This is a genomic window from Neisseria flava (assembly GCF_982712965.1).
In genome coordinates, this window is sequence record NZ_CEXQBZ010000115.1 from 34,448 (window position 1) to 57,245 (window position 22,798).

The window sequence follows — 22,798 nt, forward strand, 5'->3', positions numbered from 1 at the left end:
TATGCGGCGTTCTTTTAAATTGGTATTACCAATTTATTTGATAATTACTCTCAGATTAAGGTTCGATATCTCTCTCGCATCCGACATCATTAGAAAAATTGATAAACAACGCCGATTTTAAGGATTCACCATGGCACTATTCCTCAGCATTTTTCCCATCATCCTGCTGATTTGGCTGATGGTTAAGAAAAACAGCATGCCTTCCTACATTGCGCTGCCGATTACCGCCGCGCTGATTTACGCCATCAAGCTGTTTTATTTCAACGACGACGCTATGCTGCTCAACGCAACCGCAGCGTCCGGTCTGGTTTCCACACTGACGCCGATTACCGTGATTTTCGGTGCGATTATGTTCAACCGCATGATGGAAACCACCGGCTGTATCGACATTATTCGCAAATGGCTGGCGACCATCAGCCCGAACCCTGTGGCGCAGTTGATGATTATCGGTTGGGCGTTCGCCTTTATGATTGAGGGTGCATCCGGCTTCGGTACGCCTGCTGCGATTGCTGCCCCGATTCTGATGAGCTTGGGTTTCAATCCGTTGAAAGTGGCGATTTTTACGCTGGTCATGAACTCCGTACCCGTATCATTCGGCGCGGTGGGTACACCGACTTGGTTCGGTTTTGCGCCATTAAACCTGAGTCCCGAAAACATCTTGGCTATCGGCAGACAAACCGGCGTGATGCACTTCTTCGCAGGTTTCGTCATCCCCGTCATCGGCTTGAGCTTCATCGTACCTTGGTCTGAAATCCGTAAAAACTTGGGCTTCATCGGCATCGCCGTCTTCTCTTGTACCATTCCTTATGTTGCCTTGGCGATGGTTAACGAAGAATTCCCATCACTCGTTGCCGGCGCAATCGGCCTGATGGTGTCCGTATTCGCCGCCAACCACGGCTGGGGCTTGAGCAAAGATCATCCGAAAGACCCGAATGCTGAAAAAGTACCTTTCGCCCAAGTTGCCAAAGCACTTGCCCCTCTGGGTATGCTTATCGGTATGCTGGTGGTTACCCGTATCAAACAGCTCGGCATCAAAGGTTTGCTGACCAGCAAAGAAGAATGGTTCAGCTTCCAACTGCCGTTTGATTTGAGCAAAATCACCGTCAGCGACTCTTTGACCATTACCTTCGGTAATATTTTCGGACAAGGCGTTAGTGCGTCTTACCAAACCCTCTACGTTCCTGCATGGATTCCGTTTGTCTTTACCGTTTGGATTTGTATCCTGCTTTATAAAACCAAATTCAAAGACGCTTGGGCTTTCTACGCTGCAACTTTCAACCAAACCAAAAAACCGCTGCTTGCCTTGATGGGCGCGCTGATTATGGTTCAACTGATGATGGTTGGCGGCGACAACTCCATGGTGAAAATCATCGGTAAAGAGTTTGCCGCGATGGCAGGCGAACACTGGGTTTACTTCTCCCCTTACCTTGGTGCTATCGGTGCATTCTTCTCCGGTTCGAACACTGTATCCAACCTGACATTCGGCCCGATTCAGCAACAAATCGCTATTGATACCGGCCTGTCCGTTACCCTCATCCTCGCCCTGCAATCCGTCGGCGGCGCAATGGGCAACATGGTCTGCATCAACAACATCATCGCCGTATGTACCGTACTGGACGTGAAAAACGCCGAAGGTGCGATTATCAAGAAAACCGTTATTCCGATGGCGATTTACGGTGTGATTGCTGTCGCCATAGCAGCTATTTTCTTCATGTAAGAACCTTATAAAGCAAAAGGTCGTCTGAAAAATGTTCAGACGACCTTTTTCTTTTGTCCTTCCGGTACGATGTTTTGTTACAATATTCATAACCATACCGATAAGCACAAGCTGCAAACCAAGGAGAAAACATGAAAACCGCTATTGTCGATTACGGCATGGGCAACCTGCATTCCGTCCTCAAATCAGTACAAGCCGCGCAAGCCTTGTCCGGCAAAGTCGCCGAAATTTACCTGACCGCCCGTCCTGAAGACATCCTTGCTGCCGACAAAATCATTTTCCCCGGTCAGGGCGCGATGCCCGACTGTATGGCTGCATTGCGGCAAAGCGGTTTGGGTGAAGCAGTGGAAGACGGCTTGAAAAACAAACCGTTTTTCGGCATCTGCGTCGGCGCGCAATTATTGTTTGAACACAGCGAAGAAGGCGATACTGACGGACTGGGCTGGTTTAAAGGCAGGGTCAAACGTTTCCCCGCTAATCAGACCGATGCAAATGGAGGTCGTCTGAAAGTGCCGCACATGGGCTGGAACACAGTACGCCAAGCCCGCCCGCACCCGCTGTTTAAAGACATCGGTCAAGAAACGCGCTTTTACTTTGTACACAGCTACTACTTCGCTCCCGAAGACCCCGAAACCGTCCTTGCTACCAGCGAATATCCTAACGAATTTGCCTGTATCGTCGGCAAAGACAATGTGTTCGCCACCCAGTTCCATACTGAAAAAAGCCACGACGCAGGATTGTTGCTGTTACGCAATTTCTTGGACTGGGCAGTTTGAAAAGGCTTACCCTTTGATTTCTAGGAATTAATCAGGTCGTCTGAAAAGAATTTTCAAGCGATTTTGATTAGGATTACGCATTACTGCCAACTTAAATTATTCAAATATGCTAAAACTCGATAATTTGTGTAAAATACACCCCGCATAAGGATAGGACTCCCATGCTGCTGATTCCCGCAATCGATTTAAAAGAAGGCCGCTGCGTGCGCCTGAAACAAGGTTTGATGGAGCAGGCGACGGTGTTTTCCGATTCGCCCGCCGAAACTGCGCTGCATTGGTTCAAGCAAGGCGCGCGCCGTTTGCATTTGGTGGACTTAAACGGCGCATTTGCCGGCGTTCCGCAAAACTTTCCCGCTATCAAGGACATCCTCGCTGCCGTTGCCAAAGACATTCCCGTGCAACTGGGCGGCGGGATACGCGACTTGGAAACCATTGAAAAATATTTAGATTTGGGACTGAACGACGTCATTATCGGTACGGCGGCGGTGAAAAATCCCGACTTCGTGCGCGAGGCGTGCAAATCGTTTCCCGGGCAGATTATCGTCGGACTGGATGCCAAAGACGGCATGGTGGCGATAGACGGCTGGGCGACGGTAACCGAGCATCATGTGATTGATTTGGCAAAACGTTTTGAGGACGATGGCGTCAACAGCATCATCTACACCGACATTGGCCGAGACGGCATGATGAGCGGCGTGAACATCGACGCAACCGTCAAATTGGCGCAAACCGTCGCCATTCCGGTTATCGCGTCGGGCGGGTTGACCAATTTGGATGACATCCGCGCCTTGTGTGCCGTTGAGAAACACGGCGTGGCGGGTGCGATTACCGGTCGCGCGATTTACGAGGGCAGTATTGATTTTGCCCAAGCGCAGCAGTTGGCGGATTCGCTGGCGTAAGTTGGTGTAGCGAAACTCGCTGCGCTCGTTTTGGCGAAATTCTTTACACTCATTTTAGCGAAACTCACTGCGTTCGTTTTCAGACGACCTTATTTAAAACAACCATCAAGGTCGTCTGAAATGACCAAACGTTTTCTTACTCACTTGTCCCGCTGTTTTAAAACAAGATAGCGGGGCGAAGATACAAAATAATCGGTTGAACCCGTTTGCTTTCATTGTTGCCCTATCTGTATAGACTGGGCAAAAGACGGGTTCGTCCATTTTTTCTTCACAATAAAAGGCGGCTGACCGCCGAATATTGCTTGGGACTCACCATCTCACACTTAATTGTTTTATTTACTTTTTTAAGGGGTATTTCATGTTTGAAGCATTTATTTTGGGCTTTTGGATTATCTGGTCGTCCGGTCGCAACGTGCGCGCCGTCAGCGAAGGTTTGGGATTTACCATCATCGCCATCCTCGTACGCCAGCTTTCCGCGTTCGATTTGCCGATGATCGACACCTATTGGATGGTGTTTAACGGCGCATTGTGGGCATTTGCCAGCGCAGTGTTTTATATCGTCGGACGCTTCAGCGGCAACTTTATGACTTCCTGCGTATTCGCCGCCATTGCGGGCGTCGGCTATTTCCAACTGCTCCAACACCTGCCCAAATGGGTTCACAACTGGCTGGCGTAACACCTGCCTTGCCGGTATCAACGATTTAAAAGGTCGTCTGAAACGGATTATCCGTTTGGGTGAAATCCGTTGTATAGGTTTTAGCGAAACCCGCTTCGCTCACTTTCAGACGACCTCATTCCTAGGTTTGGAAAGGCATTCAAAATGGCACTGGCAAAACGCATCATCCCCTGTCTCGACGTTAAAGACGGCCGCGTCGTCAAAGGCGTAAACTTCCTTGGTTTGCGCGATGCGGGCAATCCTGTCGATGTCGCCAAACGCTACAACGACGAAGGTGCAGACGAGCTGACCTTCCTCGACATCACAGCCTCCTCCGACAACCGCGACACCATTTTGCACGTCATCGAAGACGTTGCCTCACAGGTTTTCATTCCGCTGACCGTCGGCGGCGGTGTACGCACTGTAGCCGACATCCGCCGCTTGCTCAATGCCGGTGCGGACAAAGCCAGCATCAATACCGCCGCCGTCACCAATCCCGATTTAGTCAACGAAGCCGCCGGATTTTTCGGCTCGCAAGCCATCGTCGTCGCCGTCGATGCCAAAGCCGTCAATCCCGAAAACACCCGCTGGGAAATCTTCACCCACGGCGGGCGCACACCGACGGGCTTGGACGCAGTCGAATGGGCGGTTGAAATGCAACGTCGCGGCGCGGGCGAAATCCTGCTCACCAGCATGGACAGAGACGGCACGAAACGAGGCTTCAACCTGCCGCTGACCCGCGCCGTCAGCGAAGCGGTCGATATTCCCGTCATCGCTTCCGGCGGCGTCGGCAATGTTCAGCATCTGATTGACGGCATCAAAGAAGGCAAAGCCGATGCCGTGCTTGCCGCCAGTATTTTCCACTTCGGCGAAGTCAGTATCCGTGATGCGAAGCTCGCCATGCGCGAAGCCGGAATCGAAGTGCGTCTGTAAGTTGAACTTGATTGACTCAAGGTCGTCTGAAAACGAGTGGAGCAAGTTTCGCTAAAACGAGTGAAGCGAGTTTCGCCAAAACAAATAAGGATGCCGAATATGGATAACAGCCTGCTCAACGCCGTCAAATTCGATGAAAAAGGCTTGATCTGCGCCATTGCCCAAGATAGGCAGACCCGCCGAGTATTGATGGTCGCATGGATGAACGCCGAGGCGCTGCAAAAAACCGTAGAAACCGGTTTTGCCCACTATTACAGCCGTTCGCGCCAAAAACAATGGATGAAAGGCGAAGAGTCGGGACACACGCAAAAGGTGTACGAATTGCGCCTTGACTGCGACGGCGACGCCATCGTGATGCTGATAGACCAAAACGGCGGCATCGCTTGCCATACGGGACGAGAAAGCTGTTTCTACAAAGTTTGGAAAGACGGCGAATGGCAGACGGTTGATGCCGTGTTGAAAGACGAAGAAGCCATTTATGGGCATACGCATCCTTAGAGGTCGTCTGAAAACGAGCGAAGCGAGTTTCGCTAAAAATCGGGTTGATGATTGTTTGTTGTCAGAACAATCGCCCGAAATCCGGCAAACCTATGCCTTATCCGAATAATCCTTATCCTTCAAAGCCGAAAATCCCATGACCGACACCATCCTCACCCAAATCCAAAATACCATCGACTCCCGCAAAGGCGGTGATCCCGAAGCTTCCTACGTTGCCCAGCTTCTGCACAAAGGCGAAGACAAAATCCTCAAAAAAGTCATCGAAGAAGCGGGCGAAGTCCTGATGGCGTCGAAAGACGGCGGCGGCGAACACCTCGTTTACGAAGTTGCCGACTTATGGTTTCACACCATGGTTCTCTTGGCGCACCACGGTTTGCGTGCCGAAGATGTCGTCAACGAGCTTGCGCGCCGTCAAGGTTTATCGGGCTTGGCGGAAAAAGCCTCTCGCAAAGAGTCTTGAATTTATATTACAATCCGACCTTATTCGTTTTTCTGCCGTCTGTTTGACGAAACGCGCTTCATTCGTTTTAGCGAAACGCGCTGCGCTCGTTTTCAGACGACCTCGGAGCCATTATGGACAACTGTATTTTCTGTAAAATCGCCGCCAAAGACATTCCGGCGCAAACCGTGTACGAAGACGACGAGATGTTGTGCTTCAAAGACATCCGTCCCGCTGCGCCGGTTCATCTGCTGCTGATTCCGAAAGTCCATTTCGACTCGCTGGCACACGTCGCGCCCGAACATCAAACCCTCTTGGGCAAAATGATGTTGAAAGTCCCTCAAATCGCTGAAGCGGCAGGTTTGACTGACGGCTTCAAAACCCTTATCAACACAGGCAAAGGCGGCGGACAGGAAGTGTTCCACCTGCATATCCACATCATGGGTACGCCTGCATAAACCAACATTCCCACCATCCATTTTCAACTATATCAAGGATTTATTATGGGTAGCTTCTCTCTGTGGCACTGGATTATCGTATTAATCATCGTCGTTTTGGTTTTCGGTACCAAAAAACTGCGCAACGTCGGCAAAGACCTCGGCGGTGCCGTGCATGACTTCAAACAAGGTCTGAACGAAGGTACTGACGCCAAAAAAGACGAAGTCATCGAACACAAAAAAGACGAAGACAAAGCATAATCTATGTTTGATTTCGGTTTGGGCGAGCTGCTTTTAGTCGGCATCGTCGCCCTGATTGTACTTGGCCCCGAGCGTCTGCCTGAAGCCGCCCGCACTGCCGGACGGCTCATCGGCAAGCTGCAACGCCTCGTCAGCAGCGTCAAGCAGGAATTCAATACCCAAGTCGAATTGGAAGAGCTGCGCAAAGCCAAACAGGAATTTGAAGCCGCCGCCGCACAAGTACGCGACAGCCTCAAAGAAACCGGTACGGATATGCAGGACAACCTGCACGACATTTCCGACGGACTCAAACCGTGGGAACGCCTGCCGGCGCAACGCACGCCTGCCGATTTCGGTTTGGATGAACACGGCAACCCGCTTCCTTCATTAAGCGCGGAAGTTTCAGACGACCCGTCTATTTCCACGTCGTCTGAAAACGCTACGGAGCAAGCAGGCAATCCGACGAATGCCGTCGAAACCGACACGCCTGCGGAATCCGAACAAGACCGCGCATGGCGCGAATACCTGACCGGCGGCTCCGCTCCGGTATCCAATGCCGTAGAAGTCAGCTATATCGACACTTCCGCAGACGCGCCCGTGCTGCATATCACTTCCCTCAAAAAACAAGCGATGAACCGCAAGCGCGACCTGCGCCCGAAATTTCATGCCAAACCCAAACTTCGCGTCCGTAAAAAGTGAGTAAACCGGTGTCCGAACCTCAAAACGAACAACCCGTCCAACCTCTTATCGAACACCTTATCGAGCTGCGCCGCCGCCTGATGTGGATTGTCATCGGCATCGTCGTCTGCTTTCTCGGCATGATGCCGTTTGCCCAGCAGCTTTACACCTTTGTTGCCGAACCATTGATGGCGAACTTGCCCAAAGACACCAGCATGATTGCCACCGACGTCATCGCGCCGTTTTTCGTGCCGGTGAAAGTGACGCTGATGGCGGCATTCCTCGTTTCCCTGCCGCACACGCTCTACCAAATCTGGGCATTCGTCGCGCCCGCCCTCTACCAAAACGAAAAACGTCTGATTACCCCGCTTGTGCTATCCAGCGTCAGCCTGTTTTTTATCGGCATGGCGTTTGCCTACTACCTCGTTTTCCCCGTCATCTTTAAATTCCTCGCAGGTATCACCCCCGTCGGTGTCAACATGGCGACCGACATCGACAAATATTTGTCTTTTATTTTGGGCATGTTCGTCGCATTCGGCACGACTTTCGAAGTCCCCGTCGTCGTCGTCCTGCTCGCCAAAATCGGCATCGTAACCACCCAACAACTAAAAAACGCACGCCCCTACGTCATTGTCGGCGCATTCGTCGTTGCCGCCATCATTACCCCGCCGGACGTGATTTCCCAAACTCTGCTTGCCGTCCCGCTTATCTTGCTTTACGAAGCAGGTATCTGGTGCAGCCGCTTTATCAAATCCAAATCGGACAAAACCGACGAACACCCGCCCCTTCCGCCCGCAGAAACTTAAATACAGCCTGTAATGGAGAGCGTAAATGTTAAAAGGTCGTCTGAACCGTTTCAGACGACCTTTACTACGTTTAACGAAGTGCTAAATGACTGCTAATTTTGCCGTGTTTAAATACACCCATCAAAACCCCAATGACACATTTCGAAAGGAAGTCGAACATGAAAAAATTATTATTGACCGCCATCGTCGCTTTATCCGCTGCTGTCGCAGGTGCCAACGATTACATCGAACACCAAATTTACAGCGACAGAAATTTTGAACAAAACCGTGCCAAAGCCATCAGAATGCTGGAGCAACGCGGCTATCGCGTTCACGACATCGACGCCGACGACTATCGCGGCAGACCTGTATTGGACGTAGAAGCCTACAAAGGCGGACGCGAATACGACATTAAATTGTCTTACCCCGACTTGAGAATCATCAAAGAGCGTATCGACTACTAAGAAACGATGCGTTCAAGACTGCCGCAAACTGCCCGTTTGGCGGCAGTTTTTGTTGAAGGAATGAGCTCGAATTGCCGACTTCATCATCATAACCATGATTATTCTAAGAAATGTAATGTTCTTATCAATAATGTATGACGTTGTGTAAATTCCCCGAATAAGAGGAACTAAAAAACGCTTTTCCTTTCCATTCAATTGATTCACTCAAACGGAGTATAAACATGGATTTCCACGATAAAAATAAAAAAGGACAAGAGCCGCAGGTTTCCGACTGGGAGAAACCTTTCGAGCGCCCCGACCCCGATGCGCCGCAGCCTGTTTCCGAAGTTTGGGAAGACTCAGAAGAAGCGTTTGATAAAGCTAAAGAAACCTTAAAAACTGAAGAAGCTGTAAACATTGAAGAAGCCGTGAAAGCTGAAGAAACTTTAAAAGTTGAAGAAGCTTCGGAGTCTGAAACGGCAGACCATCAACAAGGCGACAATGCCGAAGAGGCCGTGACGGATAACATCATCTTTGAAGGCGTTGAGACGTCGTCTGAAAAGCCCAAAAAGAAAAAGAAAGACAAAAAAGACAAGGCGAAGAAGAAAAACCAATCCGCTGCTTTGCCGCCTTCCGATCTTTTGGGTACGAACAAAGGCGTGGAAACCATGTTCCGTAATGCCGTGCGTTCGGAGATGGAGCTGCTTGCACTGGCAGCGACCAAGGCGAACATTATGATTTCGCTGAATGGTTTCATCGTGTCTGCGCTGATGATTTCGGGCGCGTTTATTTTCTCATCGTCGCCCGAATTTCTGATTCCGGCGAGTACGTTTATGATTACTGCCGCTGCGTCCATCGTGTTCGCGCTTCTGTCCGCTTCGCCCGAACGTATCGGCAAAATGCAGGCTGCGCGTACTTGGGTTAAGGATTTTTTCCGCGGGCGCGCCAAACTGCGTGATTTGAAAACCCGCCTCAGCAGCACCCAAACGCGCTTTTTCAGCGGCAGCCAGCCCAATATTTTGATTTACGAAGACCGTGTAAAGGTGCAAAAAGAGCAATATTGGGAAATGATGCAAGAGATTATGAGCGACCGCAAACAAGTCTATCAAAAGATGAGCGATCATCTGTACTGGCTGGGCTTGCTGGCGGACAAACAGTTCAAATACATCAACTTGTCTTATGCCGTATTCCGCTGGGGGCTTTTGGCTTCGCTGGCGGCGTTTATCGGCGTGAAGACACTACCTTCCCTTTTGACTAAACCTGCCAGCAATGCGGCCGAACTGCGCGCCTTGGGGATTAATATGTTCAACGGCGTGTACGAGCCTTCCGCCGTACAACAGCTTCCCGACGGCAAACTGCTGATTGCCGAAGACGAACCGAACCACGCTTTCAGTATTGTCAGCATCGATAAAACAGGCAGGTTTATAGAAGACGAAGCGTTGGATACGCGCGTGATTACCGGCTTCAAACGCCGTTTGAGTGATTTGGAGGCCTTGGCGCGCGACGATGAAGGCTTTATCTACGCGCTCACTTCGCACTCGCGCACCCGTAAAGGCAACCGCTCGCCCGACCGCGAACACCTGATGCGCTTTAAAATCCAAGACGGCAATGTGTTGGGCCTGACCAGCTACGACAATCTGACGCAGGTTTTGGAAACCGACCACAAATTGCACGACCTCATCCGCGAACGCACCAAAGCCGAAGTTTCCTTTGAAGAAATCAATATCGAAGGTATGGCGTTTGACCCTGTGAAGAAACGCCTTGTCTTGGGCTTCCGCGATCCTGAGTTCAACAATATGGCACTGGTGGCATTCATCAGCAACCCGAAAGACGTGTTCGAGCGCAACGCCAAGCCTGAGTTTGACGAAGTTGCCATCCTTGACATCGACGGCGGCGGTATCCGTTCTATCAACTACGACCCGGTGTTGAAAAACTACGTCATCGCCAACGAAGTGAAGGATGAAAACGGTCAGAAATTCTCGCAACTGTGGACTTGGAGCGGCAACCCGACCGACGAACCGCAAAAAATCTCCCTGCCCAACCTGCAACACATCACCAACGTCGAAGCCGTCGATTCGATTACGGTCAACGGCAAGCCGCAGATGATTGTGATGGGTGACGAAGGCAACGCTTCGCAGAAAATTACCGCCAAATACATGGTGGTGGATTACAGCCAGTTCGGCAAACAGTAGTTTTAAAGCCGATCAAAGGTCGTCTGAAACTGAGGTTCAAGGTTTCAGACGACCTTTTTATATTTGTGGCTTTGGGATGTTGGCTGGAGGTGGAGTGATTGCCGTTTGTCCTATGCTTTTTAATTATTTTTAGCAAGATGCTTCGTTAATTCATGTCGAAAAATTCGATTTAAGTCAGAAAAATAACCGCATTTTTCTTTTTTGTTGTTTTTGGGTCAATATTAAATTTAAGGTAAAAGTTGAGGAGGAGACAATAATGAGGATTAAAACAAAAATAAATTTCAAACATTTATGCTTATTGAGTTGATATTTGTTGTGATATTTTTGAGAGTGAATTCTACGGAATAGATATATACGGAATAAATTGTTACTAATTGTTAAATATTCCTGGCGATTTGCCGATTATCCTGATATTATACCGTTCATCATAAATATACCGATTATCTTTGATAAGAACCATTTATCGAAGAAACTATTTCCAGATTTATCTGGTTTTTTGTGGAGTCACATCATGACGACTGTTGCTATCGATATTCAACCCCAATTCCGCTTTACCTGCATGGCAGCCAATGCCAACCATTTCCTGCATCAGCCGGAAAATATGGTTAAAGAATTAAACCGTCAGGCAGCTATCGCAGATAAGCGTATTTTGGTCGAGAACGTCAATATCGATCCGGAGAGTATTTGCGCCGCAGTCGTTAAACGCAACGGAATTATGTTTGCGCGGGAAAGTGGCTATTTTAGCCAGTGTGCAGGTGGTTGCCGTGGTGCAAATTTGCTGGATGGTTTGCCGGCATCTGCTGATTATGATCATGTAATCGAATTGGGCGGGGAGAATGGTTTTGGCGCATGCTTCCATGATGATAATGAAGCCCGCAGTACCGGTTTGATTGAATGGCTTTATGCACAAAAAGCCGATACCGTCATTATCGGTGGTTTGGCAACGGAAGAAGCAATCAGCCGTACCGCCGAACAATTACTGTGGTACAACGACAGCCTGCACATTATCGTCAATCTTGCCGCCTGTCACGGTTATGCACCTGAAAGCACCATTCAGACTGTCTATAAAATGCGTAAATCCGGTATCTCTGTTGTCAGCAACGCTGAAGAGATTCCCGAACAAATGCTCCGTTATGCTAACGAAGCTTGGTTTAAAGTGTCGTAACCTCTTGCTATCACTCCCAGCTGCAAGAGTTTTTCAGGTCGCTTTTAGCGGCCTGTTTTTTGGGTTATATGGTATGAATGAGAAAAGGTCGTCTGAAAGTGTAATTTTTGTTTTCAGACGACTTGAGGCAAGGTGCTTATGGATAAAATATACGGTGATATAGTGGATTAAATTTAAACCAGTACGGCGTTGCCTCGCCTTGCCGTACTATTTGTACTGTCTGTGGCTTCGTCGCCTTGTCCTGATTTAAATTTAATCCACTATAAAAGCCAAGCGGTCCTTGTCTCTGTAATATTTTATGATACAATATACCCTTTCTCTTGAGGGTCTGTAGCTCAGGGGTTAGAGCAGGGGACTCATAATCCCTTGGTCGTGGGTTCGAAACCCACCGGACCCACCAAATATCGAAGCCTGGACAAATGTCCAGGCTTTTTCTTTTGTGCTTTTTATCATGGTAGTGTTTGTTTGAAATAAAATATCAAAATTACCTATTTTTTGTATTTATGTTTATTCAAAAAACAAAATCTCAGATTTTTTATTCAATATTGTCTTTTTAAGCGCACCTTATGTGCGAAATTTTGAAGCAGGCCATTATGGCTGTGCTATATGCGGTTACGCTTTGCTACAATGCGGTTTCTTCACATTTCTTAATACAATAATCATGAATCATTCGGTTTCTTGGTCGTCCAAACTTGGTTTTGTGCTAGCTGCGGCAGGTTCGGCAATCGGCTTGGGCGCAATTTGGAAATTTCCGTACACCGCGGGGACAAACGGTGGGGCGGTGTTTTTCCTGCTGTTTTTGCTTTTTACGATTTTGGTGGCATTACCCGTACAGCTTGCCGAGTTTTATATCGGTAGGACGGGCGGTAAAAATGCCATCGATTCTTTCAAAACCTTGCGTCCCGGTTCGCAATGGCCTTGGGTGGGGCGTATGGGGGTAGCAGCCTGCTTTATCTTGCTTTCTTTTTACAGTGTCGTCGGCGGCTGGGTGTTGAACTACGTCGTCCATAGCTTTACCGGAGAAATCCATGCCGGTGCGGATTTTGAGGCATTATTCGGTGCGACCATTTCCAGTGCTGCAGGGTCGTTGTTTTATCAAGGGCTGTTCATGCTGATTACCATTTGGGTAGTTCAGGGCGGTGTATCCGACGGGATTGAAAAAGCAAACCGTTACCTGATGCCGGGCCTGTTTATCCTGTTTATTGTTTTGGCCGTCCGTTCACTGACGCTGCCCGGGGCGATGGAAGGGGTATCCTTCCTGCTGAAGCCCGACTGGTCGCATCTGAAGCCGCAAACCATGCTTACGGCTTTGGGGCAGGCATTTTTTGCGTTAAGTATCGGCGTGTCTGCGATGATCACTTATGCATCTTATTTGGGTAAAGACCAAGATATGTTCCGTTCGGGCAATATCATTATGTGGATGAACCTTTTGGTTTCTCTGCTGGCGGGGCTGGTTATTTTCCCGGCGGTATTTGCTTTCGGTTTTGAACCGAGCCAGGGACCAGGTTTGATTTTCGTTGTTTTGCCTGCCGTATTCATGAAAATGCCGTTGGGACAAGTTTTGTTTGCCGTCTTTATGCTGCTGGTGGTGTTTGCGACGCTGACTTCGGCCTTTTCGATGTTGGAAACCGTGATTGCCGCTACGATTCGTCAGGATGAGCGTAAACGCAGCCGCCATACTTGGTTGATTGGTACGGCAATTTTTATTGTCGGTATTCCCTCCGCCTTGTCTTTCGGCGTTTGGGGTGAGTTTAAAATCTTCGGAAAAACCGTTTTCGATTTGTGGGACTACCTGATTTCGGCAGTCATTATGCCGATTGGCGCATTGAGCGTTGCCGTGTTTACTGCGTGGGTTCAGAATAGGGAATCCGTATTGGCGAATGCCGGAGCAGGCAGCAGCGTTCCCCAAACCATTATCCGTCTTTGGCTGATGGTGTTGCGCTATGTCGCACCTTTGGCGATTGTTGTTGTATTTATCAATTCTCTAGGCTTGATTTAAAAACTGTCCTGAAATGGCAAAGGTCGTCTGAAAATCTTGGTTCGAGGTTTTCAGACGACCTTTTTACTTTTAAGTTTTGTTGTATTCGGGAGAAACTGCTTTTTTGCCAAATACCACGTTCAGGCTAGGGTTTCGATGCGGTTGTCGGGCATGACCAGCCAGACTTTTGCCTGTTTGGCGCGTGCGGCGGTACGGATGGCGGCTTCATCCATGATGGAGAATGCGGTGGAGAAGGCATCGGCAACGGCGGCGGTCGGCGCCATGACGCTGACGCTGCGGTAGCGTGGTGTAGCAGTGCCGGTGCGCGGGTCGAAGAGGTGGGTGAACTTGCCGGCCTCGTCCATTACGGTACCGTAGCCGCCTGAGGTGGCGAAGGCTTGGTTTTGCATAGGGAGGGTCAGGAGGGTGGCTTCTTCGTTTTGGGGATTGCGGATGCCGACGTTCCATGTGCGTTGGTTGTCGGTGTCAAAGCCGCGGATTTCGCCCATATCGACAAGGGCTTGGCGGATGCCGTGTTGTTGCAGCAGGGCGGTGATTTTGTCGGTGATGTAGCCTTGGGCGATGCCGTTGAGGGATAAGCCCATGCCTTTTTGTTCGAAGAGGATGGCTTTTTGGTCGAAGACGACGTGTTTGAAGCCGACGAGTTTGAGGGTGCGCCGGATGTCCGGTTCGGACGGCGGGGTTTCGGCACGCGGATTGCGGCGGAAATGGTCTGCGTAAAGGTTCCACAATACTTGGACGGTGGGGTCGAACGCGCCGTCTGTCAGGGCATGGATGTCGCGGCAGATGCTCAACAGGGCGAGGAAATCGGGCGGCGGGTTGTTCAGACGACCTTCTTTGTTCAGTCGGTTGATCAGGCTGTCTTCGCGGTAGAGGCTGAAGATTTTTTCGAGGCGAGCGACTTCGGCGAGAACTTTGTTGACAAGGATTTCGGCTTCTTTGCGGTCAACGCCGAAGAGGCGGAGCTCGGCGCCGGAACCTAGCGCAATGCCTTTCCAGATAACGGGTTCGCCGGTAGTTGGTAACGGGGTAGGGCGGTTGCGGTTTAGGAGAAAGGGCGCGGTCGCTCCGGCGGCAGTCAGGGCGGCGATGGCGAAAAAGCGGCGGCGGGTGAGCGGGGTGTTCATGGGTTGGGATGGGTCGTCTGAAAAAGGGGCAGTGTTGGAGGAACGGGCGGAAGTCGGCTTATCTGGGTTTGCGTTTGAAGGCGTTGGGAAAGTGTTTTAGAAGCGCCGTCATTTCCGCATAGGATTTTTATGATTATGAAAATGACGGCGGGTGACGGCTGAGGCTTGATTTACGTTTTGGCAGAACTTGTTTTCTTGCCATCAAGCCTGCCTTTATACTCTGAAACCAAGCGTCAACCGTCCCATCAATCGCCCATTGCCGCCAAAAGCTCTGCCTGATGCTCGGCAATCAGGGCGTTGGTGATTTCTTCCAAGTCGCCGTCCATCACAAAATCCAGCTTGTGCAGGGTGAGGTTGATGCGGTGGTCGGTCACGCGGCCTTGCGGGTAGTTGTAGGTGCGGATGCGCTCGCTGCGGTCGCCGCTGCCGATAAGGGATTTGCGTTCGGCGGCTTCTTTGGCTTGGGCTTCGCGTTTTTGCGCGTCGTTCAAGCGGGCGGCGAGGACTTTCATCGCCTGCGCTTTGTTGGCGTGTTGGCTGCGGCCGTCTTGGCATTCGACCACCATGCCGGTGGGCAGGTGGGTGATGCGGACGGCGGAGTCGGTTTTGTTGATGTGCTGACCGCCCGCGCCGGATGCACGGAAGGTGTCGATGCGCAGGTCGGCGGGGTTCAACTCGATGTCTTCCAGTTCATCCGCTTCGGGCATGACGGCGACGGTGCAGGCGGAAGTATGGATACGGCCTTGGCTTTCGGTGGCAGGGACGCGCTGTACGCGGTGGCCGCCCGATTCAAATTTCAGACGACTGTACGCGCCCAAGCCGACGATGCGGGCGATGACTTCTTTATAACCGCCCAACTCGCTTTCGTTGGCGGAGACGATTTCAACCTGCCAGCGGTTGCGCTCGGCGTAACGGCTGTACATACGCAGCAAATCGCCGGCAAACAGCGCGGCTTCGTCGCCGCCCGTTCCGGCGCGCACTTCGATGAAGATGTTTTTGTCGTCGTCGGCATCTTTGGGTAGCAGCAGTTTTTGCAGTTCGGTATCGAGCGTGTCGATTTTAGCTTTTGCCACTTCGATTTCTTCGGCGGCAAAGTCTTTCATTTCGGGGTCGGACAGCATTTCTTCGGCATCCGCCAAGTCGCTTTGAGCCAGCTGATAGTTTTGGAATACTTCGACCACGGGCGTCAATTCGGCGTGTTCGCGCGTGAGCTTGCGGTAGTTGTCCATATCGGACGTGGCTTCGGGCTGTCCGAGAAGGTGGGTGACTTCTTCCAGTCGGTCGCTGAGTTGTTGTAGTTTTTCTAAGATAGACGGCTTCATAATTCTTCCATAACAAATGCCGTCGGGAGTCGTCCGCGACGGCGTGAGGAGGCGTTATTATAATGGGTTTGGTTGGAAATTCAAAAGGATATGACTGAAAAGGTCGTCTGAAAACTTTTCAGACGACCTTTTGATGGTTTAACGTTTGTCCAATTTCCGCGCCAATGCGTTGCCGATGCTTTGAATCAGGATAACGAGCAGCACGAGGATGGCGACGATGAAGATGATGACTTCGGTTTGGTAGCGGTAGTAGCCGTAGCGGATGGCGAGGTCGCCCAAGCCGCCGCCGCCTATCATGCCTGCCGCCGCGCTGTATGAGAGCAGACCGATGGCGAGGACGGTGATGCTGGAAACCATGCCCGCGCGCGCTTCGTTCAAGAGGACTTTACGGACGATGGCAAGCGGCGATGCTCCCATGGCGGTGGCGGCTTCAATCACGCCTTTGGGGACTTCGCGCAGGTTTTGTTCCACCAGTCGGGCGAAGTAAAACAGGCCGGACACGCTCAATACCAGCGAGGCGGCAATCGGACCAATGGTGCTGCCGACAATGGCGCGGGTGGCGGGTATCATGGCAATCATCAGGATGACGAAGGGGAAGGCGCGCATCAGGTTGACCAAGTTGTCAAACAGGAAATTCACCGGCTTGTTGTAATGAAGCTGGCGGTTGGAAGTCACGAAAAGCAAGACACCCAAGAGTGTGCCGAAGATGACGGCAATCGTGGTGGACAACCCGACCATGACGAAGGTTTCACCTAAGGCGCGGACGATTTCGTCTTTCATGCCGACGATGGTGGAAACGGCTTGTTCGAATGTTAAGTCTGCCATATCAGTCCTCCCGAATCAGTTCGCGCCCGATTTCGGATTGGGCGTGGATTTGGTTGCCGCGTACTTCGACGATTTCTACCACTTTTCCTTTATCCAAAAGGGCAGCGCGGTCACACAGGCGGCGGATGACGCTCATTTCGTGGGTTACGATGACGATGGTAACGTTGAAGCGTTTGTTGATGTCTTCCAAACATTCCAAGACGCTGCGCGTGGTGGCGGGGTCGAGGGCGGAAGTGGGTTCGTCGGCGAGGATGACTTGGGGTTTGGGTGCGAGCGCGCGGGCGATGCCGACGCGTTGTTTCTGACCGCCGGAAAGCTGGGCGGGATAGTGGTCGGCGCGTTCGGTCAGGCCGACGATTTCAAGGCATTCTTTAACGCGTTCTTTGATTTTTTCAGACGGCCATCCGGCGATTTCCAAAGGAAAGGCAACATTGTCGGCAACGGTGCGGTTGCTCAAAAGATTGAACTGCTGAAACACCATGCCGATATTCTGCCTCGCCTGACGCAATGTGGCGGCATCAAGCGCGGTCAGCTCTTGTCCGCACACATTGACCTTGCCGCTGTCGGGACGTTCCAACAGGTTAATCAGTCGCAACAGGGTGGATTTGCCCGCGCCGGAATAGCCCATCAGACCGAAGATTTCGCCGTCTTGGATTTCGAGGCTGGTCGGCTCGACGGCGGCAAAACGGGTTTTGTCGCGCGTTTGGTAATGTTTGGAAACGTTGTCCAAAATAATCATAAATACTTCCTGATACTTCCGGAAAAAAAGAAGCCCGATGCTGTACACAACGGGCTTGGATATAAAGAAAGGAATAAAAACAGCAGAAAATGAAAATACGCTTTAGCTGTTTATGCCCGCAAGCTGTGTCAAATCGGCAATGTTAACTCAGATATGACTATAATCAAAATCGGTAACTTTGTCAAGTTTTGATATGATTTGTAATTTTAAAGTAACAGATTGTCAGTTTATTTGCCGAAAAGCTCCGCCACCATGCGTGCTTCTTCCTCGGTATAAGCCGCGCCGTTGAGCTTCGCAGTCAGGATAAATTCGCCGCTTAACCCTTGTTCGGCGCAGGTTTCGCGCCAACCTTGAAGTCGTTCTTCATCGCTGGCTTTTCGTTTCAGACGACCTATGGTTTGAGTCGCCTGTTTGGTTTGTTCGTTCATTAGCGTTTCTTAACAAAGTAAAACAAAGAGCAAAGGTCGTCTGAAAATTTTCAGACGACCTTTACTATTCCTATTTACACCGTTTGCGAATATTGGGCTTTGGTTTCCCTGTGGCGCAGGTGGTAGTCGAACACCATGGCGATATTGCGTATCAGGAAGCGGCCTTTGGGGGTAACGGTCAGTCCGTGCGGTTTCAGGCGGACGAGTCCGAGGGAGGCAAGTTGTTCCAAGTCGGCAAGTTCGTCTTTGAAATAGCGGTCGAACGGGATACCGAACACGCTTTCGTAGATTCGGTAATCCAAGGAGAAACGGCACATCAAATCTTGGATGATATTGCGGCGCAAAAGGTCGTCCTGATTGAGTTGGTAGCCGCGCATGATGGGCAGGTGTCCGGCATCGAGCGCGGCATAGTAGGCGTCGATGTCGCGTTCGTTTTGGGAGTAGGTGCTGCCGATTTTGCCGATGGAGGATACGCCGATGGCAACTAAATCGCAGTCCGCGTAGGTCGAGTAGCCTTGGAAGTTGCGCTGGAGGAAGCCTTCTTTGAGGGCGATGGAAAGTTCGTCATCGGGTTTGGCGAAGTGGTCCATACCGATGAAGACATAGCCGCGTTCGGTCAGGGTTTGAACGCAGTATTGCAGCATATCGAGTTTTTCTTCGCTGCCGGGAACGGCTTCGGTATCGATGCGGCGTTGCGGCTTGAAGATATGCGGCAGATGGGCATAGTGATAAAGGGCAAGGCGGTCAGGATCGAGCGACAAGACAGTGTCGATGGTGGTTTTGATGCTTTCGGCGGTTTGATGCGGCAGGCCGTAAATCAAATCGACGCTGACGGATTTGAATCCGGCTTCACGGGCAGCATCGATGACTTCTTTGGTTTCGTCATAGCTTTGGATGCGGTTGACTGCTGCCTGCACTTTGGGATCAAAGTCCTGAATGCCGACGCTCATGCGGTTGAAGCCGAGCTTACCGAGCATGAGGACAGTTTCGCGGCTGACTTTGCGCGGGTCGATTTCGATGGAGTATTCGCCGCCAGGGATCAGTTGGAAGTGTTTGCGTATCATGCGGAATACGCGTTCGATTTGGTCGTCGCTCAAGAAAGTCGGCGTACCGCCGCCGAAGTGCAGTTGCGCGAGCTGATGCCGTCCGCCCAGATGTGGGGCGAGCAGCTCCATTTCTTTTTCAAGGTATTCGATGTAGGCATCGGCGCGGCTTTTGTCTTTGGTGATGATTTTATTGCAGCCGCAGTAGTAACAAATGGTGTTGCAGAAGGGGATGTGGATATAAAGCGAAAGGGGCTTGTTCAAAGCCCCCATACCGCGCTGATTCAAGGCATTGATATATTCGGCTTCGCGAAATCCGTCATGAAAACGGTCGGCTGTGGGGTAGGAAGTGTAGCGCGGACCGCTGGAAGGAAGGCTGGCGATGAGTTCGCGGTCGAACTCAGGCTTGTCATCGTTTCTATTGTGATTATTTTGTATTGGTATTACTTTCATGGCGTGTGCGTGATTAGAGTAATGAAGTTAGGCAATTTTCGGATAGTTTGGTAGAATGCCACAGTATGATAAACCTGTCTTGATATGTGTCAATAACTTACGTAATCATGACAGGATAAAAACCTTAATTTTAAGGGTGTTTTATGACCACACACAATGCTATGCATCAGATGAAAACCCTGTGTTCTTCCTGTTCGCTGCGTGAACTCTGCCTGCCTGTCGGGCTTTTGCCCAATGAGTTTGCACAATTGGACGCGGTCATCCGACAGAGCCGCCGCTTGAAGAAGGGTGAATATCTGTTCCGCACCGGTGAGCCTTTCGCGTCGCTGTTTGCCATCCGTGCCGGTTTTTTCAAAACCACGGTTGCCAGTCAGGACGGCCGCGATCAGGTTACCGGCTTTTTTATGTCCGGCGAACTCATCGGCATGGACGGCATTTGTTCCCATATCCACAGCTGCGACGCGGTGGCTTTGGAAGACAGCGAAGTGTGTGAGCTGCCCTTCACCCACATCGAAGAGCTGGGGCACAACATCCCCAGCCTGAGAAGCCATTTTTTCCGGTTGATGAGCCGCGAAATAGTGCGCGACCAAGGCGTGATGCTGCTTTTGGGTAATATGCGTGCCGAAGAACGTCTGGCGGCGTTTTTGCTGAACTTGTCCCAACGCCTTTACTCGCGCGGATTTGCTGCCAACGATTTCATCCTGCGGATGTCGCGCGAAGAAATCGGCAGCTATTTGGGATTGAAACTGGAAACCGTCAGTCGCACGCTGTCTAAGTTCCATCACGAAGGCTTGATTTCGGTCGAACACAAACACATCAAAATCCTCGACTCGCAAACCCTCAAAAAAATGGTATCCGGCTGTTCGCACGCCATCTGATTGATACCGAGACTATTTTTAAACAAAACTCAAAGTCGTCTGAAAAAATTTCAGACGACTTTTTCCATGCCTTTAACTTGTAGCATCTTCAGCATAATCAGCCCATTGGGCAGCCCATTCTTTCAATAAACGGTGGCGTTTTTCAAATGTCCGACGCAAAGTTGGTAATCCGATTAGCCGGTCAATCATTTTTCCCAGTCCGAAGGTAAATTCCACCTTATCCGTCTCACAGGTACGCCCTCCGGAAGATTTGAATTTATGTGTATGGCGGAAGGCGCGGTAAATCCCGTTCAACATCAGGTCGGTAAACGATTGGTTCGGTTCAAGCGAAATGATTTCGGCACGATGCCGCAACCAAATCCCGCATACTCTGTATCTGAAATCCAAAATATCTCCACGCGCCCAGTATTCCTTTTCCGACAGCCATTGCACGTCAAACGGAAACTGACAGGCAAATCCGTGTCGGGAAGTGCAGTAGCGGAATATCGGTTCGAGCGGCGCCTCTAGCCAGACGCTGCGGGTAAAAGTCTGCATGATATTGACCGTTGTGGGTAAAGATGGGGATATTGATAAGAGTGGTGCGGTTGGTATCAGTTCATGATTACTTTGAACGGAGTGGTTTGGTATTGATAATGGAATAAAGGTCGTCTGAAAATTTTCAGACGACCTTATAGATAGAGCTGATTAGATTTATGATATTGAATAGATTGCTCTATTGTCTGCAATTTGCAGAAATTCTAACCATGCTTTTTTGTTTTCTTCTATTTGTTTTAACTCAGCATTAATTTCGTTAATTTTTTCTTCATAATATTTTTTTTCATTTTTCAGTTTCTCAAGATACTCTTGTTTCCATGCGTTGAAATTATCGTCCGGTTGGCGGAAGTAATTTTGCCCTTCAGGTAAAATAAGCAGTTCTTTTCTTTCAGAAATATCTAACATTTCATATTCTTCGCATAGCATGGGTTCTAATCTAATAATTTTTCTTTTGATGTTTTTTAATTCATATTGTTTGTTGTGTAATGATTTTGTTTTTACTGTTAGCCAATAATTAAATCTATAGTTAAAAAATTCTTTTGATTTAGCAAGTATGTTGCTATTTCCAAAAGCGGAAGCTATATCTATATGGCTGGTTAGAATAAGAAAATGTATGGCATTATCTTCATTGATAAGAGAAGAAATATCTATTTTTTTGAGATTTGTACAGGATAATTGTAATTGTTCTAGCAGTGCATATCGGTTTAATAGACCTTGAAAATTATAAAGAGTTTCTAATTCATAATCTTGTGAAAATTCATCAATCGTTAGGCAGTTTAAAGCCAGTAATTTTAGAATGTGATTTGGAATGAAAGAACGGAGTATGTCGCTATACATCCTTTCTCGAGGAGTAATATATTCTTGGCTTAGTTTTTTCTTGGATATTTTGTTATCTGAGTCAAAATCTTTGATGGTAATTTTCGAATCTTCGCTATTGTTTAATTCGCTGTTTTTTGAATTGTGAGACAAGCTGATTGATATAAACTTTAGAATTTGGAATAAAAGATTAAAATAGCTTTTGAGCTCGTAATGTTGGTTAATGGATTTTATTGCATGGCTATTGCTTAGTTCTTCTGATGGCTTACATCCCATAATACCTCCAAGTTTATCATTGTAAGCGTAATAGATTTCTTCATTTGTCGCTTCTACTTCAATCTTTTCAACAGCCTCATTGTGCTGCTCCAGCAAAGAAAAAAATGACGATTCAAATTGTTGCAGATTAAAAATCTCTGACTGGCGGCTTTGTTGTTCTACCTGTTGGCGTTGCTGTTCTGCCGCCTGTTTTAACTCTTCGCGCGTTGCTTGCATTTCCTGCGCTTGCTGATGAATGGTATAGAGCAAGCCGATAAGGGCTAGGAAGCTGATGATGGGGTTCAGCGTACCGCCCAGATAGTCGCCGAATGTTCCCCATGTGGCGGAGTCGTTGGTTATGGATAAGTTTTTAAAATAAGCGATATACAATCCCAAAACGATAAGAAATGCAGCGACGGCAGCTCCGCCTAATATCCATAATAAGTGATTGGGTTTATTCCCTTTGTTCATGGTTTTTCCTTTTATTTATACCCATAAAGGTCGTCTGAAAAATTTTCAGAC

25 protein-coding genes and 1 tRNA gene are annotated in these 22,798 nt (G+C 49.5%); 18 read left to right on the forward strand and 8 right to left on the reverse strand.

The genetic code is table 11. The features are described from left to right. Positions 1-130 precede the first annotated feature (130 nt). The 17 genes from AC5M9B_RS07335 to AC5M9B_RS07415 all read left to right on the forward strand — a co-directional run bounded on the left by AC5M9B_RS07335 (position 131) and on the right by AC5M9B_RS07415 (position 13,856). Positions 131-1,717 (forward strand): L-lactate permease, encoded by a 1,587-nt coding sequence (locus AC5M9B_RS07335; protein WP_070656744.1) that lies wholly within the window; start codon positions 131-133, stop codon positions 1,715-1,717. Between the two features lie 131 nt (positions 1,718-1,848). Continuing rightward, entirely contained in the window at positions 1,849-2,493 is a 645-nt protein-coding gene (hisH, locus tag AC5M9B_RS07340; protein ID WP_204828270.1) for an imidazole glycerol phosphate synthase subunit HisH, read from the forward strand. Positions 2,494-2,654: 161 nt separating this feature from the next. Next, the gene (gene hisA / locus AC5M9B_RS07345; protein WP_209282845.1) at positions 2,655-3,392 is read left to right on the forward strand and encodes a 1-(5-phosphoribosyl)-5-[(5-phosphoribosylamino)methylideneamino]imidazole-4-carboxamide isomerase; all 738 of its coding nucleotides are present in this window, start codon (positions 2,655-2,657) and stop codon (positions 3,390-3,392) included. A 358-nt stretch (positions 3,393-3,750) separates the two neighbouring features. Further along, positions 3,751-4,068: a multidrug transporter MatE gene (locus tag AC5M9B_RS07350; RefSeq protein WP_209282844.1), complete on the forward strand. Its 318-nt coding sequence runs from the start codon at positions 3,751-3,753 to the stop codon at positions 4,066-4,068. A gap of 144 nt (positions 4,069-4,212) precedes the next feature. Then, positions 4,213-4,980, forward strand: coding sequence for an imidazole glycerol phosphate synthase subunit HisF (gene hisF / locus AC5M9B_RS07355; RefSeq protein ID WP_070656748.1), 768 nt, complete (start codon positions 4,213-4,215; stop codon positions 4,978-4,980). A gap of 99 nt (positions 4,981-5,079) precedes the next feature. Next, complete coding sequence (gene hisI / locus AC5M9B_RS07360) at positions 5,080-5,478, forward strand: phosphoribosyl-AMP cyclohydrolase (RefSeq protein WP_070656749.1); 399 nt, start codon at positions 5,080-5,082, stop codon at positions 5,476-5,478. After that, a complete protein-coding gene (locus tag AC5M9B_RS07365) occupies positions 5,459-5,587 on the forward strand; it encodes a hypothetical protein (RefSeq protein WP_487648452.1) in 129 nt (42 codons plus the stop codon). Before hisI ends, AC5M9B_RS07365 begins: the two co-directional genes overlap by 20 nt. Positions 5,588-5,614: 27 nt before the next feature. Further along, positions 5,615-5,938, forward strand: coding sequence for a phosphoribosyl-ATP diphosphatase (locus AC5M9B_RS07370; RefSeq protein WP_060975540.1), 324 nt, complete (start codon positions 5,615-5,617; stop codon positions 5,936-5,938). Positions 5,939-6,051: 113 nt separating this feature from the next. Further along, the gene (locus tag AC5M9B_RS07375; RefSeq protein WP_487648453.1) at positions 6,052-6,375 is read left to right on the forward strand and encodes a histidine triad nucleotide-binding protein; all 324 of its coding nucleotides are present in this window, start codon (positions 6,052-6,054) and stop codon (positions 6,373-6,375) included. Positions 6,376-6,420: 45 nt separating this feature from the next. Continuing rightward, positions 6,421-6,615 (forward strand): Sec-independent protein translocase subunit TatA, encoded by a 195-nt coding sequence (gene tatA / locus AC5M9B_RS07380; RefSeq protein WP_003740881.1) that lies wholly within the window; start codon positions 6,421-6,423, stop codon positions 6,613-6,615. A 3-nt stretch (positions 6,616-6,618) separates the two neighbouring features. After that, the gene (tatB, locus tag AC5M9B_RS07385; RefSeq protein ID WP_209282842.1) at positions 6,619-7,293 is read left to right on the forward strand and encodes a Sec-independent protein translocase protein TatB; all 675 of its coding nucleotides are present in this window, start codon (positions 6,619-6,621) and stop codon (positions 7,291-7,293) included. 8 nt (positions 7,294-7,301) lie between these two features. Continuing rightward, positions 7,302-8,078, forward strand: a complete 777-nt coding sequence (tatC, locus tag AC5M9B_RS07390; protein ID WP_146736475.1) for a twin-arginine translocase subunit TatC — start codon at positions 7,302-7,304, stop codon at positions 8,076-8,078. A gap of 158 nt (positions 8,079-8,236) precedes the next feature. Next, the gene (locus tag AC5M9B_RS07395) at positions 8,237-8,521 is read left to right on the forward strand and encodes a PepSY domain-containing protein (protein WP_019271427.1); all 285 of its coding nucleotides are present in this window, start codon (positions 8,237-8,239) and stop codon (positions 8,519-8,521) included. A gap of 221 nt (positions 8,522-8,742) precedes the next feature. Then, positions 8,743-10,692 (forward strand): Pycsar system effector family protein, encoded by a 1,950-nt coding sequence (locus AC5M9B_RS07400; protein ID WP_455007340.1) that lies wholly within the window; start codon positions 8,743-8,745, stop codon positions 10,690-10,692. 511 nt (positions 10,693-11,203) lie between these two features. Then, a complete protein-coding gene (locus AC5M9B_RS07405; protein ID WP_019271425.1) occupies positions 11,204-11,857 on the forward strand; it encodes a cysteine hydrolase family protein in 654 nt (217 codons plus the stop codon). A 324-nt stretch (positions 11,858-12,181) separates the two neighbouring features. Continuing rightward, positions 12,182-12,257, forward strand: a tRNA-Ile gene (locus AC5M9B_RS07410). 261 nt (positions 12,258-12,518) lie between these two features. Continuing rightward, positions 12,519-13,856, forward strand: a complete 1,338-nt coding sequence (locus AC5M9B_RS07415; protein ID WP_146736490.1) for a sodium-dependent transporter — start codon at positions 12,519-12,521, stop codon at positions 13,854-13,856. 119 nt (positions 13,857-13,975) lie between these two features. Here the strand turns inward: AC5M9B_RS07415 and AC5M9B_RS07420 are convergent, their stop codons facing one another. The 6 genes from AC5M9B_RS07420 to hemN form a co-directional block, all read right to left on the reverse strand. Further along, on the reverse strand, positions 13,976-14,983 hold the full coding sequence (locus tag AC5M9B_RS07420; RefSeq protein ID WP_455007342.1) for an FAD:protein FMN transferase: 1,008 nt from the start codon (positions 14,981-14,983) through the stop codon (positions 13,976-13,978). 245 nt (positions 14,984-15,228) lie between these two features. Further along, on the reverse strand, positions 15,229-16,305 hold the full coding sequence (gene prfA / locus AC5M9B_RS07425) for a peptide chain release factor 1 (protein WP_070440566.1): 1,077 nt from the start codon (positions 16,303-16,305) through the stop codon (positions 15,229-15,231). Positions 16,306-16,443: 138 nt separating this feature from the next. Then, positions 16,444-17,130 (reverse strand): methionine ABC transporter permease, encoded by a 687-nt coding sequence (locus AC5M9B_RS07430; protein WP_019270510.1) that lies wholly within the window; start codon positions 17,128-17,130, stop codon positions 16,444-16,446. A gap of 1 nt (position 17,131) precedes the next feature. Then, positions 17,132-17,869, reverse strand: a complete 738-nt coding sequence (locus tag AC5M9B_RS07435; protein ID WP_487648454.1) for a methionine ABC transporter ATP-binding protein — start codon at positions 17,867-17,869, stop codon at positions 17,132-17,134. A 227-nt stretch (positions 17,870-18,096) separates the two neighbouring features. Beyond that, positions 18,097-18,297, reverse strand: coding sequence for a hypothetical protein (locus AC5M9B_RS07440; RefSeq protein ID WP_016686986.1), 201 nt, complete (start codon positions 18,295-18,297; stop codon positions 18,097-18,099). A 74-nt stretch (positions 18,298-18,371) separates the two neighbouring features. Beyond that, a complete protein-coding gene (hemN, locus tag AC5M9B_RS07445; RefSeq protein ID WP_070440562.1) occupies positions 18,372-19,793 on the reverse strand; it encodes an oxygen-independent coproporphyrinogen III oxidase in 1,422 nt (473 codons plus the stop codon). 143 nt (positions 19,794-19,936) lie between these two features. Between hemN and fnr the strand changes: the two genes are divergently transcribed. Beyond that, positions 19,937-20,671 carry a fumarate/nitrate reduction transcriptional regulator Fnr gene (fnr, locus tag AC5M9B_RS07450; RefSeq protein WP_209282834.1) on the forward strand — a complete coding sequence of 245 codons (735 nt, stop codon included), beginning with the start codon at positions 19,937-19,939 and terminating at the stop codon, positions 20,669-20,671. A gap of 72 nt (positions 20,672-20,743) precedes the next feature. Here the strand turns inward: fnr and AC5M9B_RS07455 are convergent, their stop codons facing one another. Together AC5M9B_RS07455 and AC5M9B_RS07460 are read right to left on the reverse strand one after the other, a co-directional pair. Then, complete coding sequence (locus AC5M9B_RS07455; RefSeq protein WP_487648455.1) at positions 20,744-21,205, reverse strand: SRPBCC family protein; 462 nt, start codon at positions 21,203-21,205, stop codon at positions 20,744-20,746. Positions 21,206-21,361: 156 nt separating this feature from the next. After that, the gene (locus AC5M9B_RS07460; protein ID WP_487648456.1) at positions 21,362-22,747 is read right to left on the reverse strand and encodes a putative phage abortive infection protein; all 1,386 of its coding nucleotides are present in this window, start codon (positions 22,745-22,747) and stop codon (positions 21,362-21,364) included. Positions 22,748-22,798 lie beyond the last annotated feature (51 nt).